This is a genomic window from Accumulibacter sp., assembly GCF_032229525.1.
GTDB lineage: Bacteria > Pseudomonadota > Gammaproteobacteria > Burkholderiales > Rhodocyclaceae > Accumulibacter.
In genome coordinates this window covers 71452-89536 of record NZ_JAVTWB010000012.1, presented here as the reverse complement: position 1 = coordinate 89536, position 18085 = coordinate 71452, and the positions used below count along the sequence as shown (strand labels likewise).

At 62.4% G+C, this 18085-nt stretch carries 19 protein-coding genes and 1 riboswitch; of the genes, 11 read left to right on the top strand and 8 right to left on the bottom strand.

The features are described from left to right. Nucleotides 1–797: DUF1631 family protein (locus tag RUW20_RS01165; RefSeq protein WP_313950353.1), on the bottom strand; the 797-nt coding region annotated here is incomplete at its 3' end. Nucleotides 798–973: 176 nt separating this feature from the next. Further along, nucleotides 974–1074: riboswitch (cyclic di-GMP riboswitch) on the bottom strand. 32 nt (nucleotides 1075–1106) lie between these two features. Further along, complete coding sequence (locus tag RUW20_RS01160; RefSeq protein ID WP_313950352.1) at nucleotides 1107–1916, bottom strand: HDOD domain-containing protein; 810 nt, start codon at nucleotides 1914–1916, stop codon at nucleotides 1107–1109. Nucleotides 1917–2253: 337 nt separating this feature from the next. On the opposite strand from RUW20_RS01160, the gene RUW20_RS01155 reads away from it, so the two are divergent. From RUW20_RS01155 to RUW20_RS01145, 3 genes are read left to right on the top strand one after another with little or no spacing between them, the layout of a single operon-like run. Continuing rightward, complete coding sequence (locus RUW20_RS01155) at nucleotides 2254–3972, top strand: CHASE2 domain-containing protein (RefSeq protein ID WP_313950351.1); 1719 nt, start codon at nucleotides 2254–2256, stop codon at nucleotides 3970–3972. Then, on the top strand, nucleotides 3972–4460 hold the full coding sequence (locus RUW20_RS01150; protein WP_313950350.1) for an SH3 domain-containing protein: 489 nt from the start codon (nucleotides 3972–3974) through the stop codon (nucleotides 4458–4460). Before RUW20_RS01155 ends, RUW20_RS01150 begins: the two co-directional genes overlap by 1 nt. A gap of 26 nt (nucleotides 4461–4486) precedes the next feature. Then, on the top strand, nucleotides 4487–5380 hold the full coding sequence (locus RUW20_RS01145) for a M48 family metalloprotease (RefSeq protein WP_313950349.1): 894 nt from the start codon (nucleotides 4487–4489) through the stop codon (nucleotides 5378–5380). Between the two features lie 40 nt (nucleotides 5381–5420). On the opposite strand, the gene RUW20_RS01140 is transcribed toward RUW20_RS01145, so the two are convergent. The 6 genes from RUW20_RS01140 to RUW20_RS01115 all read right to left on the bottom strand — a co-directional run bounded on the left by RUW20_RS01140 (nucleotide 5421) and on the right by RUW20_RS01115 (nucleotide 9919). Beyond that, nucleotides 5421–6290 (bottom strand): Hsp33 family molecular chaperone HslO, encoded by an 870-nt coding sequence (locus tag RUW20_RS01140; RefSeq protein WP_313950348.1) that lies wholly within the window; start codon nucleotides 6288–6290, stop codon nucleotides 5421–5423. Beyond that, on the bottom strand, nucleotides 6287–6658 hold the full coding sequence (locus RUW20_RS01135; protein ID WP_313950347.1) for an arsenate reductase: 372 nt from the start codon (nucleotides 6656–6658) through the stop codon (nucleotides 6287–6289). The genes RUW20_RS01140 and RUW20_RS01135 overlap by 4 nt, the downstream gene beginning before the upstream one ends. 463 nt (nucleotides 6659–7121) lie before the next feature. Next, entirely contained in the window at nucleotides 7122–7511 is a 390-nt protein-coding gene (locus RUW20_RS01130; RefSeq protein WP_313950346.1) for a hypothetical protein, read from the bottom strand. Nucleotides 7512–7557: 46 nt separating this feature from the next. After that, complete coding sequence (locus RUW20_RS01125) at nucleotides 7558–8199, bottom strand: hypothetical protein (protein WP_313950345.1); 642 nt, start codon at nucleotides 8197–8199, stop codon at nucleotides 7558–7560. Between the two features lie 117 nt (nucleotides 8200–8316). Beyond that, nucleotides 8317–9414: a quinolinate synthase NadA gene (gene nadA / locus RUW20_RS01120; protein ID WP_313950344.1), complete on the bottom strand. Its 1098-nt coding sequence runs from the start codon at nucleotides 9412–9414 to the stop codon at nucleotides 8317–8319. Nucleotides 9415–9469: 55 nt separating this feature from the next. Beyond that, a complete protein-coding gene (locus RUW20_RS01115) occupies nucleotides 9470–9919 on the bottom strand; it encodes a rhodanese-like domain-containing protein (protein ID WP_313950343.1) in 450 nt (149 codons plus the stop codon). Nucleotides 9920–10215: 296 nt separating this feature from the next. Between RUW20_RS01115 and glnA the strand changes: the two genes are divergently transcribed. From glnA to RUW20_RS01075, 8 genes are all read left to right on the top strand, one after another. Further along, nucleotides 10216–11631: a type I glutamate--ammonia ligase gene (glnA, locus tag RUW20_RS01110; RefSeq protein WP_313950342.1), complete on the top strand. Its 1416-nt coding sequence runs from the start codon at nucleotides 10216–10218 to the stop codon at nucleotides 11629–11631. 177 nt (nucleotides 11632–11808) lie between these two features. Continuing rightward, the gene (locus tag RUW20_RS01105) at nucleotides 11809–12291 is read left to right on the top strand and encodes a DUF4124 domain-containing protein (RefSeq protein ID WP_313950341.1); all 483 of its coding nucleotides are present in this window, start codon (nucleotides 11809–11811) and stop codon (nucleotides 12289–12291) included. Between the two features lie 35 nt (nucleotides 12292–12326). Further along, a complete protein-coding gene (glnL, locus tag RUW20_RS01100) occupies nucleotides 12327–13409 on the top strand; it encodes a nitrogen regulation protein NR(II) (RefSeq protein ID WP_313950340.1) in 1083 nt (360 codons plus the stop codon). A gap of 62 nt (nucleotides 13410–13471) precedes the next feature. Next, entirely contained in the window at nucleotides 13472–14908 is a 1437-nt protein-coding gene (gene ntrC, locus RUW20_RS01095; protein WP_313950377.1) for a nitrogen regulation protein NR(I), read from the top strand. Between the two features lie 48 nt (nucleotides 14909–14956). Beyond that, nucleotides 14957–15763, top strand: coding sequence for a biotin--[acetyl-CoA-carboxylase] ligase (locus RUW20_RS01090; protein WP_313950339.1), 807 nt, complete (start codon nucleotides 14957–14959; stop codon nucleotides 15761–15763). Further along, nucleotides 15760–16485 carry a type III pantothenate kinase gene (locus RUW20_RS01085; protein ID WP_313950338.1) on the top strand — a complete coding sequence of 242 codons (726 nt, stop codon included), beginning with the start codon at nucleotides 15760–15762 and terminating at the stop codon, nucleotides 16483–16485. The genes RUW20_RS01090 and RUW20_RS01085 overlap by 4 nt, the downstream gene beginning before the upstream one ends. Nucleotides 16486–16523: 38 nt before the next feature. Continuing rightward, a complete protein-coding gene (locus RUW20_RS01080; protein WP_313950337.1) occupies nucleotides 16524–16928 on the top strand; it encodes a DUF350 domain-containing protein in 405 nt (134 codons plus the stop codon). Nucleotides 16929–17000: 72 nt separating this feature from the next. After that, nucleotides 17001–18056 (top strand): SPFH domain-containing protein, encoded by a 1056-nt coding sequence (locus RUW20_RS01075; RefSeq protein WP_313950336.1) that lies wholly within the window; start codon nucleotides 17001–17003, stop codon nucleotides 18054–18056. The last annotated feature ends 29 nt before the right edge of the window (nucleotides 18057–18085 follow it).

Here is an 18085-nt window from a genome sequence, read left to right as displayed (position 1 = left end):
GCACCCGACGGCTGGGCTTGTACCAGTTTCTGCAGCAGCGCAAAGAGATCGGTGGCGTCGGTAGCCCTGTCTGCCTCGCCCGCTTCCTTCTTCTTGGTTGACGACGGGGAGTAACTACGGCGGAGATCTGGCAGCACGCCGCGGGCAACCAGAAAGGCATTGAGATCATCGATTGTCGGACGGAAGACTGCGACTGCGCGGTTCAGCACGGCACGGAGAACTTCAGTTTTTGCCGGGCCGGCCAGCCCGGCATCTTCGAAAGCCCCGTCCAGCGACTGGGCGATGAAATGCTCGACCTGCAGCGTGCCCTCCGGCTGCCCGGAGAGAAACGCCAGGCGCCGATCGAGGGCAAACAGAGCATCATCGCAAGCGCTGCGCAGGCGGCCCGCGATCGCGTTGACGACCAGTTCCTGGTCCATGGTGCCGAAGTCGACCAGTTGCAGTTCGTCCGGATCGCCGACGGCGCTGGCTGGCTTGGCCATGTCGAGCGCAGACTTGCGGTTGGGCTGGAAGAATGCGGACCATCTGGCTGCCAGAAAGCCTTCAAGGCGCCCTGCCTGGTCATGAATGGCGTTTCTGGTATCGTAAAACAGCTCGCGTTGCACGCGGCCAAGGGCGACGTCGCCCTTGGTCAGGAGTTCTTCTTCCACCTCCGGTAAGACCGACGCAAAGGCTTCGCGGAGCTTGCCGGCCATCAGGTCCCGCGCCTCGACCAGGACCCCGACGCGATCGCCACCCGCGGACGAAGCGCGGATCCCTTCCGGGAAGCTGATCACGTTACCGACGGGGATGGTCATCACCAATTCTCCTTGCCACGAGCGCCACAACACCGGGCGCTGCCAAACCGCAACATCTGCCGGGCTGGCGCAAGGTCACAATCGGAGCGGCAGTCAAGCTCCTTAGGGAACCCGAGGGCTTACAGTCGACGAGAGCACGCCCGAAGCCTTGTTTGTCCGGGCGCTACGTCGGTTAGCCTGGCGGTCCCGCCATCTTGGGGAAACGGCACAAACCCCGTTTTCCTTTAGACCGGTGACTTTGCGTCCCCATCTTTCGATGAGTTTGCTCTTTTCAGTAAGACTACACTCGCCAAATCTATATGAAGCGCCTCAGTAACGCAAGGCGTATGCAAGTTCTCCCATCTCCTCGCCGGATTCGTCCAGGATCTCGGTCAGCAGGGATGCCACCTCGGGGTCGTCCGGCAAGACCTGAAGCTCGGGGTTTTGCAGCGGAGAAAGGATGGGTGTCAGCCGGTTTGCCAGGGAAAGGAGATCGCCCAGGCTTGTCGGCGGGAAGTCGGGTGCTTGCGGCAGCCAATGCACTTCGACCGCGTTCACCACCTCCTCCGGCACAGCCAACGCCTTGAGGACGGCCTGGCCAATCAGCGGTTCCGCTTGCGGTGTCAGAGTGCCGTTTTCCGCGAACAGATCAGGATAGGCGTCGGTGCGCGAAATCAGGTAGAAGCCGCCCACCTCATGGACCATCCCGGCAAAGAGCGCCATATCCGCCAACGGGCGGACGAGTCGTTTGGCCAGCACATTGGCCAGCGCAGCGACATGCGCCGTGTGTTCCCAGAGGCGCTCTGACAGGGAACGGCAGGCGGGTGACTGCAATCGGCCGGTCATCTGGCGCATCACAAGTGCGGTGGCCAGCGTGCGAATGAAGCTGATTCCGAGTCGGCTGACGGCGCTCCGCACGTCGGAGACCTGCTGGCCCGAACGGTTGAACGCCACTGAATTCGCGACCGCCACGACGCGGGCGGCCAACAGCGGCTCTGCCTCGACGAGGTGTGTGGCCTGGCTCAGATGCAGATCCGGGTCGTCAAGAGCAAGACGAACGCGGAAGGCAACGTCGGCGTGGGTCGGGAAGCTAAGCTCACCGCGTCCAACTTCGGCAATGATCTGATCCAGGCTGCTCATGGCTGGGAAAGCTTTCAATGAAGGGTACACCTACCTTACAACAGCTCATTCCCTGTCGTCACTACGCCGGGCTCCAAGGCATCAGGTGGTCCGAGGTTCTGGCGGTTCTGGGATTCGCCGGCAGCCCCGGACGCACCGGTGGTCGCGGGAGCTCAGGGACGAGCATCGCTTGCTGGTTCGACCTCGGCGTCGACGAGGCAGTTCGCGATGTGTGCGGTGGTCTGTACGATATTTTGGTCGCAAGCTCACCGTACAGGCCGGCGCGTTTCCCGATAAATCTGCGCGCCTGGCGATTTTCTGCTTCATGATTGACCGATCGGGGTAGCCGGCGGAGGCCATGAATCCTGTCATCGTCTTCTACAACTTCATCGTCAGCGCCTTGTCACCGTTGCTGGTGTTCGTGGCGAAACGCTGGGGGAACAGGTTCTACCTGTTTCTGGCGGCCATTTTTTCGCTGCTGATCGCCATCGATGCGGTGTATCTGCACGTCACGGCCAAAATGCAGCACGGCGCATTCGACTTCATGATGAGTCATCGGCTCATCGTACCGAAGCCCGACCCCGAGATCGTCATCGTCGACATCGACGAGGCGAGCCTGGCGGCGATGGCGCCGGAGTACGGTCGCTGGCCCTGGCCGCGCCAGATCCTCGGCGAATTCCTCGAGCAGCTTGAAGCGCAACATCCGCAAGCGGTGGTCTTCGACATCCTGTTCAGCGACCCGGATGTCTACAACCCGGACAGCGATGATTATTTCGACGCTGCCGTGGCGGCCACCGGCAATACCTACTTTCCGCTGCTCCGCCTGGATCCGGCCAGCGATGCCCTGAGCAGCGTCGAGCCGGGGATGATCCCGGGCGTCGAAGCGATCCCGGGCGAGGCGCGCGAAGGGGCCACCATTGCCGTGGTGATTCCGCATTTCCCCGCGATTCTGGCCGGCGGGCGGCTTGGTCTGCACAATATCTATCCCGATCCGGATGGCGTTACCCGCCAGTATCTCGCCTACCGCAATGACCATGGCTGGCGTGTTCCCTCCCTGCCCAGCCGCATCATTCGCGACCTGGATCTGGCGGAACCCGGCGCGCCGAGCGTGCTGCTGAACTGGCGCGGGCCGCCGTTCTCGTATCGTACGGTGAGCTTTGCCGATGTCTTCAACGACATGATCAGTCGTGACCGAAAGCGCGCGCCCGACGAGTTCACCGGCAAGATCGTCCTGATCGGCTCCACTGCACCGAGCCTGTTCGATGTCAAGCCGACGCCGATGAGCAGCCTGCATCCGGGCGTCGAAATACTTGCCACGGCGATCGACAACCTGAAGAACGACGATTACCTGCGCTTCCCGGAGGGCCGCATCGTCTATCCGCTGCTGGCTGCGCTGCTGGTCTGGGTGATCGCGCTGTCGATCTTCCGCGACCCCGAGGGCAACCGCGTCGACCGCATGGTCGGCACCTTCGAGGTCGTTCTGTTGACCAGCAGTTACGCCAGCATCAATCTCACCCATACCTACATCAACCTCACCGGACCGTTCGCGGTGGTGCTGGCCTACTACGCGTTGGTCCGCCTGTACGGGGTTGCCACGCGCAAGCTTCTCGAAACCAGCGCCCTGCGGGATTCAACCGAGCGCGAGGGCGAACTTGGCGCCCTGTTGCTGCTGATCCGCGTCGAAGGCGCCGATCAAAGGGCCACGCTGCGCACGATCAGGAAACTGCGCGAAGAAGTTGCTAGACTTTGTAGCGAACCGCGCAGCGTAGAGCTGATCGAAGGCCGGCAGAAAGGCATGTGGTCCCTTTTCGAGCACACCCTCGCCATCTCCTGGATCTTCGCGGCAGACGACCCGGATGCGCGTGGCCGCGTGCTGAGCGATATCGCACGCATCACGGCGTTGGCCGATTCCGGCACGCTAGCGGGCAAGAATGGCGGCCCGCCGCAGCTGGCGTGGTACGCGCACGAAGGCCTGATTGCCGGGGGCAAGGCGGCGGTAAGCGGGTGGCGGCTGTTATTCGCCGAGGCGCTTCTGCGCTGGCAGGAAAACGTTGCACAGTCTCGAGAGGGCTTCTGATGAATGGAACAAGACAGCTCATCGCCTGCTTTGCAGCCGGATTGATGTTCGCCTGCGGGCAGGCACTGGGCGGCGAGGACGGCACGGCGCGCAAGGCAAGCGAAGTCAGGAAAACGCCTTATCGTGATGCCCGGGCGGTGGGGGTGCTGGCGACGGGCGACAAGGTCGACATCCTGGAGAAACGCGGTGGCTGGTACCGGGTAAAGAGCGCTAGCCTGAACGGCTGGGTGCGCATGCTCAGCATTCGCCGTGGCCAGGCGCGCAAGGGAGGCGGCGGCACCCACGAGCTGGTCGCGCTGGTGACCGGCCGGGCGGGCACCGGGCGCGTGGTGTCCACCACGGGTATCCGCGGTCTCGATGAAGAAGAACTGAAACTGGCGCGTTTCGATGCGGCCGCGCTCAGAGTGCTGGATGCGTATGCGGCCAGCCCCGCCGAAGCACAGCGATTCGCCCGCCAGGGCAAGCTCACGGCGCGAGCGGTTGATTGAGTGATGATCAGGTTGGACGGAAGCCAATGACCATCAGCCTCGGCAGAGCATTTGCCGCGGCCACGCTGCTGTTCCTGGCGCTGGCCGCCCCGGTGCATGCCGGCGGACTGTGGGACGATCTGCGCAAGCAGGTCGAGGACGAGATCAGACGCTCGCCTGCCGAGGCGGTCAAGATCTTGCCCCAGCCGGTGCAGGAAGCCGCCACACAAGCCGCGCGGACGCTGGGACACTTTTCGCCGGAGGAAGAACAGGCGATCGGCCGGCAGGCGGCGGGAAATCTTCTCGGCGCGGCGCCGCTGGTCAACGACCCGAAGCTGCAGCAGTACGTCAATCTCGTCGGCCGCTGGTTGTCGCTGCAAAGCGCTCGTCCCGATCTGGCCTGGCATTTCGGCGTCATCGAGTCAGCGGACGTCAATGCCTTTGCCGCGCCGGGCGGCTATGTATTCGTCACCCGCGGTCTTTATCGGCAGCTGCAAAGCGAAAGCGAGCTGGCCGGCGTGCTGGCCCACGAAATCGCCCATATCGTCAGCAAGCACCATCTGAAGCTGCTGGCGCAGGGCCAGTTGCTCGATCAGGGCGGCAAACTGCTGTCCGAACAGGCCGGCGAGAGCGAGCAGATCGCCCGAATGATCGGTAGTGGCGCCGAGCTTTTCTCCCGTTCGCTGGACCAGAAGGCGGAGTACGAGGCGGATAGCCTGGCGATGGTTCTCGCCGCGCGGGCGGGCTATGACCCGTTCGGTCTGCCGATGGTGTTGCAGGATCTCGGGCATCTCTCCAGCGACGACCGCAGTGTCAGTCTGCTGTTCAAAACCCACCCCCATCCGGACCAGCGCCTCGAACATCTCGAGAAAACCGGGCAGCGGCTCGATGGCATCTACGGGCGAGTCAATCAGAACCGCTTCTACCGCCTGCAACCCTGAGGGCCGACGGCAGGGTGGCGCCAGTCGGCAGTCTCAGCCGTCAGTGCACGGTCGGGGGTGCGGACGACGGTTCGTCAGCGAACAGTTCTTCGATGGCCGGCGCGTCAAAACGGTATTCACGGTTGCAGATATCGTCCTTGATCACGACTTCGCCGTGTTCCTGGAGCGCGGCGTAAACCTCGCTGCGACCAAGCGAGCGCAGCATCGAACGCACCTTTTCCCAGTCTTCCGGGCAGTGGTAGGTGACTGCCCGGGCGGGAAAGAGGCGGACCGTCTCTTCGCCAAAAAGGCGCAGCAGCAGTTCTTCGGCGGGTAGCGACAGCAGTTCCTCGGCTTTCACGGTCGCGGCGAGCGCTTCGATGCGCCTCCAGCCGTCCGCGTCGCGCTGGTCGGCGGTCGGCAGGCACTGCAGGAAGAGTCCGGCGGCAGCGTCCGGCGAAGCCGCGAGGAAGACGCGCGCGGGCAGCTGATCGGACTGCGCGAGGTAGTGTTCGAAGATCTCGGCGATGCTTTCACCGACCAGTGGCACGATGCTCTGGTAAGGCTCGCGCATCGACGGCATGTCGAGCGCCAGTTGCAGTTGCCCGTCGCCGAGCAGGTCCGCAGCAGAGCCTTCGGCAACGGGTGCGCTGCACCGGGCCATGCCGCGGAGCTGCAATTGCTCGTTACAGTCAATGACCAGCAACGACACCGCGCCGCCGCCGCGCAACTGGATGGTCATGCGTCCGGGCTGCTTGAGGTTGCCGGCGAGCAACAGCGTCGTCGCGGTCATCTCTCCGAGCAGTTGCGCGACCGGCGCCGGGTAGTCGCGGCCCTCGGTCATTTGCCGCCAGGCCGGGCCCAGGCGAACGACGGCACCCGAGATGTCCAGATCGTCGAGCAGGAAGCGGTAGAGGCAGTCGTCGGTCATTGGTCCGTTCCCAAGAAGCGGCTGGCGTAGCGTTCAGGATCAAAGCCGATCAGCAAGGCGTCGCCGGTATCGATCACCGGCCGTTTGATCAGGCTGGGGTGCGCGGCCATCAGCGCCAGCGCCTTCGTTTCGTCGACGTCGGCGCGCTCTTCGTCCGCAAGCTTTCTCCAGGTCGTCCCGCGCGTGTTGAGCAGCAGCTGCCAGTCGGCGCGGCGGCACCAGTCGGCGAGTTGGTCGACGCTGATGCCCGCCTTGCGGTAGTCGACGAAGTCACAGGCAATGCCGTGCTCGGCCAGCCAGGCAAAGGCCTTCTTCATCGTGTCGCAGTTTTTGATGCCGTGGATTTTGTATGCGGGTTTGTTGGCCATGGGTGGTCGCGTGAATGTGAAAAACAGGGGGTGGCGATGTTCGAGTAATGGTCCTTGGTGTGTCGTACCGACCCAGAGCGGAAGTAGCCCGAGTGGGAAAGCGGCTTCTCAACGTCACTGTGAACGGCGGAAGAAAACTCACGACTGTTCTCGTGTAAGGCCGATGGAATGATCGTTCCACCAAAAGTCAGATCCCATTTTCGCTCATTCGACCGGCTGACTAGAGCGCTTTTGCTGGCCTTTGAAGTAACTCCCTGCACAACAGTATTCCGAGTCTTGGCGAGACCGATGTTCCACGTGATCTTGTGGCCCATCGACGACCCTTTGCTTGTGAATTCGAACCGCCCCCCCATGACAGTGCCTGCAGCGGATATTCTCAGGGGCTGCAGCAATAGCGGTAGAGACTGCGATTTGAACCCATCGCCATTCACGCTTCTCGCCGATCATGAATTGCTTTTTCTGCTCACACTGTGTCGACAGGGAATGTGGCATACGCAGCCTCGCTTTTGTCCGTGATATCTATGGTGTTCTGGATCGCGGCGCAGATAGAACATCTCTGTGCCTCATGGAGCAGTGCAAGCGGGGTCAGGTCATTAGTTTTCCCCGCATACATACCCATACCATCGGTCTTTATCACGAAGGCAAGAAGAAAGACCTGGCCCCATGCGTGCGCGAAAACATATCGTCTGGGAGTCTTCAACCAAGGACCGCTCAGGGCTGGCTCGTCCAACAGACGGTTCAGATCGTGGCTGCGCACGATCCAACCTTTTTCGTTCGGCGTGTTGTTCTGAAATCCGGCGGTTTGCCGGCGATAGCGGCGCACGGTCCTGCGCGGACAAATGCCTTCAGTCACCGTGGAGCGATCGCTCTCGGCGATGCAGGCTACCGAGACGCCGCCATCACTGACCCGGCGCGTTCAGATCGCTATCGGGCAAGTAGGCCACCCCACCCCAATTGGCCTGCAGCATGAGGCCACGGTCAGTGAGTTGATAAACCGACAGTTCCGGGTTGAAGGAAGCCGTGCCGTCAAGAACCATACCCTTTTCATTTGTCTTCAGTTTCATGGTGGCATCAGCGTTGGCCGCCACGTCGGCCCCCATGGTGACAAAGGTATCGAGCAATTTTTGGCTCTTGAAGACCAGCACCTGCTTGAATTTCTTGTAACCCACCCCTGGCCCCGTCCCCAATTTCTTCATCTTCATGAAGGTTTCCCTCTTGGTGGCGTTGTCGACGACTACACCACCGCCATGACTGGTGACCAACAGAATGATATTGGTCTGCGAGGCGTCGAACACGGCATAGCCTGCCGCCTTGGCAATTTCCGCTTTGACTTGCGGCTTGGCCTTGAAAAGACGCTTCAGTGTATCGTCGCGCATCGCGAGGATCTCGGCCTGCTTGGCGGCACGCTCCTTATCACTTATCTGCGATGCTGATGCCTCGGCAGGCTCCGTTCCAGCGCTTTCCTTGCTTTCGCCGGCCAATGCAACCGTGCAAACGGAAGTCAGCAGAAAACCTGTGAACACCAAAAACCTTGCATACATTGGAATCATCTCCTCGCGCAAATTGAAGCCCCGTGTAAGCGTAGGTCAACCGGGGCAAACCAGGACAGACCACAGTTTCTGCAGCTGTCCCAGGCTATTGAAAACAGGGCGGCTCGCTCAGGAGACGGCGAGCATTCTCTCCAGCGCCACTTTGGCGAGTTCGCGTTCGTGCTCGGGCACCTTGATCTGGTTGACCACCTTGCCGTCGGCCAGGTTTTCGAGGGTCCACGCCAGATGCTGCGGGTCGATGCGCTGCATGGTCGAGCACATGCACACGGTGGGCGCCATGAACTGGACTATCTTGCCTTCGGCTTTGACTTCCTCGGCCAGGCGATTGACCAGATTGAGTTCGGTGCCGACCAGCCAGCGGGTGTTCGAGCTGGCTTCCTTGATGGTTCTGACGATGTGTTCGGTGGAGCCGACGAAATCCGATTGCCGGCAGACCTCGAAACTGCATTCGGGGTGGGCGATCACCAAGCCGTCCGGATACTGGTTGCGAAAACGCAGGATGTGCGCCGGCTGGAACATTTGGTGCACCGAGCAGTGACCTTTCCAGAGCAGGAGTTTCGCGTGCCGGATTTCCTCGGCGCTGAGCCCGCCCATTTCGAGGTCGGGGTCCCAGACCATCATCTCGTCGTGCGCGATGCCCATCTGGTGCCCGGTCCAGCGCCCGAGGTGCTGGTCGGGAAAGAACAGGATCTTCTCCCGGCGTTGGAAAGCCCAGCTGGCGATCGTGCCGGCGTTCGACGAGGTGCAGACGATGCCGCCATGGGCGCCACAGAAGGCTTTGAGGTCGGCAGCGGAGTTAATGTAGGTGACCGGCGTCACCTGCTGGTCGACGTCAAGGACCTCGCCGAGTTCGCGCCAGCAGCGTTCGACCTTGGCCAGATTGGCCATGTCGGCCATCGAGCAGCCAGCGGCCAGATCCGGCAGGATGGCGATCTGCTCCGGGTTCGACATGATGTCGGCCACTTCGGCCATGAAATGCACGCCGCAGAAGACGATGTACTGCGCGTCGGCCTGTGCCGCGAGGCGCGACAGCTTCAGCGAGTCGCCGGTGAGGTCGGCGTATTGATAGACATCGGCGCGTTGATAGTGGTGGCACAGCAGCACGGCCTTCTTGCCAAGCCGGTCGCGGGCGGCGCGGATGCGCTGATGGCAGGCATCGTCCTGCATCTGGTTGAATTTGTCGAAGCTGATGGTGGCGGTTGGCATGTTCAGTGACTCAGGTCGTTATCACAGAGCCGAGACAGGGCAGTCGGCAAGAAGTTCAGCTATGCCACGGCAGACCGGCGTGGCGCCAGCCACCGATCTTGCCGCGCTGGCCGCTGGCATCCTTGTCGCCCTCGAAGCCCTCGAGCACGTTGTAGCAATCGGCCCGCGTCTCCTGGCTGGCCAGGGCGGCGGCGTTGTGCGAGCGCGCGCCGCTGCGGCAGATGAACATCAGCAGCGCTTCGCGATCGACCTGCTGTTTCAGCTGCGGCAGAAAATTGCTGTTGGGCTTGTTGTCCGGGTAGCTCAGCCACTCGATCTCGATCGCGCTTGGGATGCGCCCGACCCAATCCCATTCTGCCCGGGTACGCACGTCAACCAGCTTGGCGCCCGGGGCCAGTTGCCAGACCTCGTAGGCCTCCTGCGGGGTAAGCGCGCCAGCGTAGGGGATGCCCAGTTCGCGTCCGCGTTCCTGGGCCAGCTGAAGCAAATCGGTCAATCTTCCCATGGTGCCCGCCAAGTCGCCTGTCGAGTGAAGTTTCACGAGCATCGCAGTATAAATCACTTGCTCCCTTGCTGCGGCAGGACGTGATCCTTCAGTGCGCACCACGCTGGTGCGCTTGGTCGAGGCGCGCACCAATGTGATGCGAAACGGGGAGGGGAAAAAGCGCGAGAACGCTGATCGTGCTTATGGCACAATGAAAAGCTTGCAGGGCGTGGCTTGGCACGTTTTGTGCTCTCATTCCCTCGTACCTATTTTCTACTGCCGCCGCTTCATGCGGCACCTGTTCAGGAGACTCTGCAATGGCAAGCCCGCAAGACGTGATCAAGATGGTTAAGGAAAACGAGGCGAAGTTCGTCGACTTCCGCTTCACAGACACCCGTGGCAAGGAGCAGCATGTCACCGTGCCGGTCAGCGCTTTCGACGAGGACAAATTCGAGAATGGTCACGCCTTCGACGGCTCGTCGATCTCGGGCTGGAAGGGCATCCAGGCTTCGGACATGCAGCTGATGCCCGATCCGAGCACCGCTTACATTGATCCCTTTTTCGACGAGACGACGATTGTCTTGACTTGCGACGTCGTCGATCCGGCCGACGGCCGTGGCTACGACCGCGATCCGCGTTCGATCGCCAAGCGCGCCGAAGCCTATCTGAAATCGAGCGGTATCGGTGACACCGCTTACTTCGGTCCGGAGCCCGAGTTCTTCGTTTTCGACTCGGTTGCCTGGAGCGTCGACATGTCGGGCTGCTCGCTGAAGATCTTCTCGGACGAAGCGGCCTGGGCGAGTGGCGAGAAATCCGAGGGTGGCGGCGGCACTGGCCACCGTCCGGGGGTCAAAGGCGGTTATTTCCCCGTGCCGCCGGTCGATAGCCTGCACGACATCCGCTCGGCAATGGTGCTGACCCTCGAGTCGATCGGCGTGCCGGTCGAAGTGCATCACCACGAAGTCGCCACCGCCGGTCAGTGCGAGATCGGCACCGTTTTCAACACCCTGGTCAAGCGCGCTGACTGGACGCAGCAGTTGAAGTACGTGGTGCACAACGTCGCGCACCAGTATGGCAAGACCGCAACCTTCATGCCGAAGCCGATCGTCGGCGACAACGGCTCGGGGATGCACGTCCATCAGTCGATCTGGAAAGACGGCAAGAACCTGTTTGCCGGTAACGGCTACGCCGGTCTGTCGGAACTCGCCCTGTTCTACATCGGCGGCATCATCAAGCACGCCAAGGCGCTGAACGCGATTACCAACCCCGGTACCAATTCGTACAAGCGCCTGGTGCCGCACTACGAGGCGCCGACCAAGCTGGCCTACTCGGCCAAGAACCGTTCGGCGTCGATCCGCGTGCCGCACGTCGCGTCCGACAAGGCGCGGCGCATCGAGACGCGCTTCCCCGATCCGATCGCCAATCCCTATCTGTGCTTCGCGGCGCTGCTGATGGCCGGCCTCGATGGCATCCAGAACAAGATCCACCCGGGCGATCCGGCCGACAAGAACCTTTACGACCTGCCGCCGGAAGAAGATGCCAAGATCCCGACCGTCTGCGCCAGCCTGGAAGAGGCGCTCGCCGCGCTCGACGCGGATCGCGAATTCCTGACCCGTGGCGGTGTTTTTTCGGACGAGTGGATCGGTGCCTTCATCGAACTGAAGATGGATGAAGTTAACAAGGTTCGCATGACCACCCACCCGGTCGAGTTCGAGCTGTACTACAGCTGCTGATCCGGTTGTTCGGAGAAAAGGACGGGCTTGCCCGTCTTTTTCTTGTCTACCGATCGCCTTTCCTGCACGTTTGTATTAGTTGGAGTCATCCAATACACTCGCGTTTGCTCCGGGATTCAGCATGATGCGAGCCCATCTCCGTCTGGTGGTGGGTTGTGACCAAGGGAAACGACGACGATGAGACCGCAAACCCTGTGTTGTTCGATCGCACTGCTTTCGCTGGTGACAGGTTCCGTGCACGCCCAGGCGATCTACAAATGTACGGGTGCCGATGGGCGCGTGACCTACTCGAACGTGTCCACGAAAGACTGCAAGAAGCTTACCCTCGATCCGGTCAACGTGGCGCCTGCGCCGGCGTCAGCAGCCAGGACGCCGACCCCCGCCAGTTTCCCCAAGGTGGACGATCAGACGCAGAAATCGCGCGACGGGGATCGCCGCAGGATTCTCGAAAGCGAACTGGCCAGCGAGCAGAAGAATGTCGAGCAGGCACGAAAGACACTTACCGAGCAACAGGCGATCGTGCTGCCGAGCGAGCGCATGCAGGGCGGCGCCATCAGCGGCGGCAAGGTTGAGGAGCGTCTCAAGCCGTACCAGGACAAGATCGCCCTGCACGAGCGCAACATCGAGGCGATCACCAAAGAGATCGCCAATCTGCGCTGATCCCGGGCTTGCGCCGCTACCGCCCGTGAAAACCCATGCCTGAAGAAACAGAAACATCCGGAAATCCATTCGGGGGGCTCGACCTGCTCTCGTCGGCGGTCGTTCTGCTCGACGAACACCTGGTTATCCGCTACATGAATCCGGCCGCCGAGAACCTGCTGGCGATCAGCAGCAAGGTCTTCGTTGGCTGCCCGATGGCGGGCGTCATCGAGTGCCCGCCGGCGTTCCTGGCGGCGCTTGAGAGCGCGCTCAACGACGGTGGGGCTTGCACCGGGCAGAATGTCGACGTGCGGCTTAGCGCCGGCGAGTTGCTCAGACTGAATTGCACGGTCAATCCTGTCGATGCCCCGGAGGCACGCTTACTGGTCGAGCTGTGGCCGATCGATCAACAGCTCAGGGCGACTCGGGAAGAGCGACTGGTCGAGCAGCAGCACGCCAATCGCGAGCTGATCAGAAATCTGGTGCACGAAATCAAGAACCCGCTGGGCGGCATCCGCGGTGCGGCGCAGTTGCTTGAGCATGAACTCAACAATCCCGGCTTGCGCGAGTACACCCAGGTGATCATCAAGGAGGCGGATCGCCTGCAGGACCTGATGCGTCGCCTGCTCTCGCCACACCGGCCGATGCAGCCCGGTCCGGTGAACATTCACGAGATCCTGGAGCGGGTGCGCAGTCTGCTGACTGCCGAGTTTCCGACCCTGCTGACCGTTCGGCGTGATTACGATACCAGTCTGCCCGAGCTGGTCGGTGATCGGGAGCAATTGATTCAGGTGTTCCTGAACATTGCCAGGAACGCCGCCCAGGCGATCATGCGCCAGCCCGACGACAGTGTCACCGGCCTGGGCCAGATCACCTTGCGCACCCGTGTCGCCCGGCAGACCACCTTGTTCAAGCGCCGCTACCGCCTGGCGCTGGAAGTCCAGGTGGCGGACGATGGTCCGGGAGTTCCCGAGGACATTCGCGAACGGATGTTCTATCCGCTGGTTTCCGGTCGCGAAGGCGGCAGCGGGCTGGGCCTGACGCTGGCCCAGAGCTTTGTCGAGCAGCATCATGGCACGATCGATTGCGAGAGCCGGCCGGGCGATACCTGTTTCACGATTCGCCTGCCGCTCGGCTGATGGTGCTGGCAGGTTTCTTGCTAGGGTAGCTGATGACACTTGCCAAACTGCCCGAGGAATCAATGAAACCGGTCTGGATCGTTGACGACGATAAATCTATTCGCTGGGTGCTCGAGAAGACCCTTTCGCGCGAGAAAATCCCTTCGCAGAGCTTTGCGTCGGCCACCGAGGCGCTGGCGCACCTTGAGGCGGGCGGCGAGCCACCACAGGTCCTGGTTTCCGACATCCGCATGCCTGGTCAGTCGGGGCTTGAACTGCTGCAGCTGTTCAAGGAGCGCTTTCCGGCCCTGCCGGTGATCATCATGACCGCCTATTCGGATCTCGAGAGTGCGGTGTCGGCGTTTCAGGGCGGTGCTTTCGAGTACTTGCCGAAGCCCTTCGATGTCGATCAGGCGCTGGACTTGATCCGGCGGGCGATTGGCGAAAGCATGCACCAGAGTGGTGCGCCAAACGACATGGGACTGATGCCGGAGATTCTCGGGCAGGCGCCAGCGATGCAGGAGGTATTCCGGGCCATCGGCCGGCTCAGTCAATCGAGCGCGACCGTGCTGATCACCGGTGAGTCGGGTTCCGGCAAGGAACTGGTGGCGCGTGCGGTGCATCGCCACAGCCAGCGCGCAGACCAGCCCTTCATCGCCATCAACACCGCGGCAATTCCCCGCGACCTGCTCGAATCCGAACTGTTCGGCCACGAACGCGGCGCTTTTACTGGCGCAGCGGCGCAGCGGCAAGGCCGTTTCGAGCAGGCGGAGGGCGGCACGCTCTTTCTCGATGAAATCGGCGACATGCCGGCGGAGTTGCAGACGCGCTTGCTGCGCGTCCTTTCCGATGGCCATTACTACCGGGTTGGCGGCCACGCACCGCTGAAGACCAAGGTCCGGATCATTGCCGCCACGCACCAGGATCTCGAGGCGCGCGTCCGCCAGGGGCTCTTTCGCGAGGATCTCTTCCACCGTCTGAACGTGATCCGCGTTCGCCTGCCCTCCCTGTGCGAACGGCGCGAGGACATTCCGATCCTGGCACGCCACTTCATGCAGAAGAGTGCGCATGAGCTGGGGGTCGAAGGCAAGCGCTTCTCGGACGCCACCTTGAAGCACCTGTGCGCGCTGGATTTCTCGGGCAACGTTCGACAGCTGGAGAATCTGTGTCACTGGCTGACGGTGATGGCGCCGGGGCAGCTGGTGGAACTCGCCGACTTGCCGCCGGAACTCCGTGAATCGCTGCCCTCGGCGCAGACCAACGATTGGCAAAATGCGTTGGCCAACGAAGTCGACCGCCTGTTGGTCGGCGACGCGGGGCACGTCCATGAGAAGCTGACGCAAGCTTTCGAGCGGGTTCTGATCAACCGGGCCCTGGCGCACACCAGTGGGCGCAGAATCGAAGCGGCGCAGACCCTCGGCATTGGTCGCAATACCATCACGCGCAAGATCCAGGAGCTCGGGCTGGATAGCGGGGGTGCTGCGGTCAGCGAAGATCGGGAAGCCTGTTCGCCACGGTAGTGGTCGATTATCGGGGATAATGGCGGCGTTGACGTTGATGACGAAGCCATGGAACAGACTACTGCCCCCTGCCGGATCGACCCTCTCCGCCTGCGTTCCCTGCTCGGTCCGCTCGCTGACCGGTTCTCCATCGAGGCTTTGCCCGAATGCATCTCGACCAGTACCCAGCTGCTGGAGCGCGCCGGCCAGGGGGCCCCGGCAGGTTCGCTGCTGGTCGCCGATCGGCAAACGGCTGGCCGGGGTCGACGAGGTCGCAGTTGGCTGTCGACGCCAGACGCCAGCCTGACTTTCTCCCTGCTCTGGCGTTTCGAGGGGCCCATGGCGCGACTGGCCGGACTGTCGCTGGCCGTCGGTCTGGCGGTGGCGCGTGGCCTCGAGAACAGTGGCGTGCCTGGCGTTGGCCTGAAATGGCCGAATGACATCTTGCTTGAGGGCGGCAAGCTCGGCGGTATTCTGGTCGACCTGGAAACCGTGCCGGACGGCATGCTGGCAGTGATCGGCATCGGCTTGAACCTGCGGCTGCCTCCTGCCGGAGAAGAGGAATTCCTGCATCCGCCGGCAGCGCTCGCTCAGTTACTATCACCTTTGCCCGAGCGTCATGAACTGCTGGCGCAGATTCTGACCGATCTGGCGGCCGTTCTTGACCGTTTCTACGAAGGGGGTTTCGCCGTGCTGCGCGGCGACTGGCAGGCGCATCACGTCTGGCAGGATCGGCAGGTGCGACTGCTCGACGGTGGGGCGGTCGACCGCCAAGGGCTCTGTCTGGGAGCCGATATCGACGGCGCGCTGCTACTGCAGACGAGTGCCGGGATTGAACGCTGCCTTTCCGGCGACGTGTCGCTACGCAGCGCATGATCATCGTCATTGACGCCGGCAACAGCCGCATCAAGTGGGGCGTGCACGACGGCAGCCGTTGGCTGGACGCCGGCGCGCTGGCGACTGGCGAGGTGGCCAGGCTGGCTGAAACGGCTGCGAAGTGGCCGCTGGAAGCCCGTGTCGCGGTCTGCAATGTCGCCGGTGCAGTGGTCGCCGAAACCATTTCGTCCATCTGCGCGGAGCGTCGCGCCAGGGTTTCGTTTCTGCACGCCAGTGCCGCAGCCTGCGGCGTGCGTAGCGCCTACGATAGTCCCGGGCAACTCGGTGCCGATCGCTGGGCGGCCCTGATCGGCGCACGCGCCGTATGTGGCAACGCCTGCCTGGTGGTCTGTGCCGGAACGGCGACGACCGTCGACCAGCTCGACGCCGACGGCGTTTTTCGCGGCGGCTTGATCCTTCCCGGCTTCGACCTGATGCGTGCGGCACTGGCGCGCAACACGGCGCAGTTGCCATTCGCCGACGGCTCTTTCCGCGAGCTGCCGCGCAATACCATGGACGCCATCGTCAGCGGTTGCCTGCAGGCTCAGTTGGGGGCCGTCGAGCGTATGTTCCATGGCCTTGCCGCCGAACCCGGCGCTTTGTGCCTGCTCACCGGGGGGGCGGCCCCCCGTCTGACGGAGCACTTGAACATTCCGTTCCAGTTGATGGACAATCTGATTCTCGACGGGCTGTTGCGCTTTGCAGTCTCGGCCGGGACCTGAGAATTGCCGCCCAAGTGCCCGCAGATCGGAGAGTGCTCATGCCCACGCAACTGCTGACGATGCTGCCTGCATTTTTGGCGTACTTCGCCGTAGCCCTCGTTTTGCTCGCCCTGTTCCTGCTCATTTACCTGAATGTCACGCCATATCACGAGCTGGCGCTGATTCGGGCGGGCAATACGGCGGCAGCGGTCAGTCTTTCCGGCGCCCTCCTCGGTTTCGCCATGCCGGTGGCCAACGTCATTGCGCATAGCGATACGCTGATCGGTCTGGCGGTGTGGGGCGCAATTGCCGGCGTTGTCCAGCTGCTTGCCTATCTGGTGCTGCGCTTTGCCCTGCCGCAGCTCAATCAGGACATTCCGTCCGGCAAGATGGCGCCGGCGGTTTTTCTCGCGGTCGTTTCGCTCACCGTTGGCCTGATCAACGCGGCCTGCATGACTTACTGACCGTTCCATCCGCCGGTACTCGCCGTCGGTGGACGGCCCCGGATCACCAACGCTCGATTTCAGGAGATCGCCATGGCCCTCATGGACTTCATCAAGAAGCAGTTCATCGATGTCATCCACTGGACCGAAGACGGCGACGGTATCCTCGGCATGCGCTACCCGATGCAGGATATGGAGATCCAGTACGGCGCGCAGCTGACGGTGCGTGATTCGCAGATCGCGGTATTCGTCAATGAAGGTCAGGTGGCCGACGTTTTCGGTCCCGGCCTGCACAAGCTGACCACCCGTACGCTGCCGGTGCTGACCTACCTCAAGAACTGGGACAAGCTCTTCGAATCCCCTTTCAAGTCCGACGTCTATTTCTTCTCGACGCGGCTGCAACTTGACCACAAGTGGGGCACGTCGAACCCGATCACTATCCGCGACAAGGATTTCGGGATGGTGCGGATGCGTGCCTTTGGCATCTACTCCTACAAGCTGAGCGATGCCAAGAAGTTCTACAGCGAAATCTCCGGTACGCGCGAGCAATACACGGTCGAAGACCTCGACGGGCAACTGCGCAACCTGGTGATCAGTTCGATGACCGACCTGTTCGGCGAGTCTGGGGTGCCGTTCATCGACATGGCCGCCAACCAGGACGAGCTGGGCCGGACACTGAAGGGCAAACTGGAAGCGGTCTTCGATCGCTACGGCCTGGTACTCGACAGCCTGGTGGTGCAGAACGTCTCGCTGCCGGAAGAGCTGCAAAAGATTCTCGATACCCGCATCGGCATGAACATGATCGGTGACCTCGGGCGCTACACGCAGTACCAGGTGGCGAGCAGCATTCCGCTGGCGGCGCAGAACGAAGGCGGTATTGCCGGCATCGGCGCCGGCCTGGGTGCCGGACTCGGCATCGGCCAGACGATGAGCACGGCGATGGGGCAAGCCATGCAGGCGGGTGTCGCCCCCGCGCCAGCGGCTTCGCCGACTGCGCCGACGGCAGGGGCGGCACTGGCAGCGGTACCGGCGGCTGCCGACGAGGTGGTGGCGACATTGGAGAAGCTGCATGGCCTGGTCGCCAAGGGCATCCTGTCGCAGGTCGAGTTCGACGCCAAGAAGGCCGAATTGCTGAGCAAGCTGGTTTGAACCGGCGTGCCCAGCGCCCCCGCTGAGTC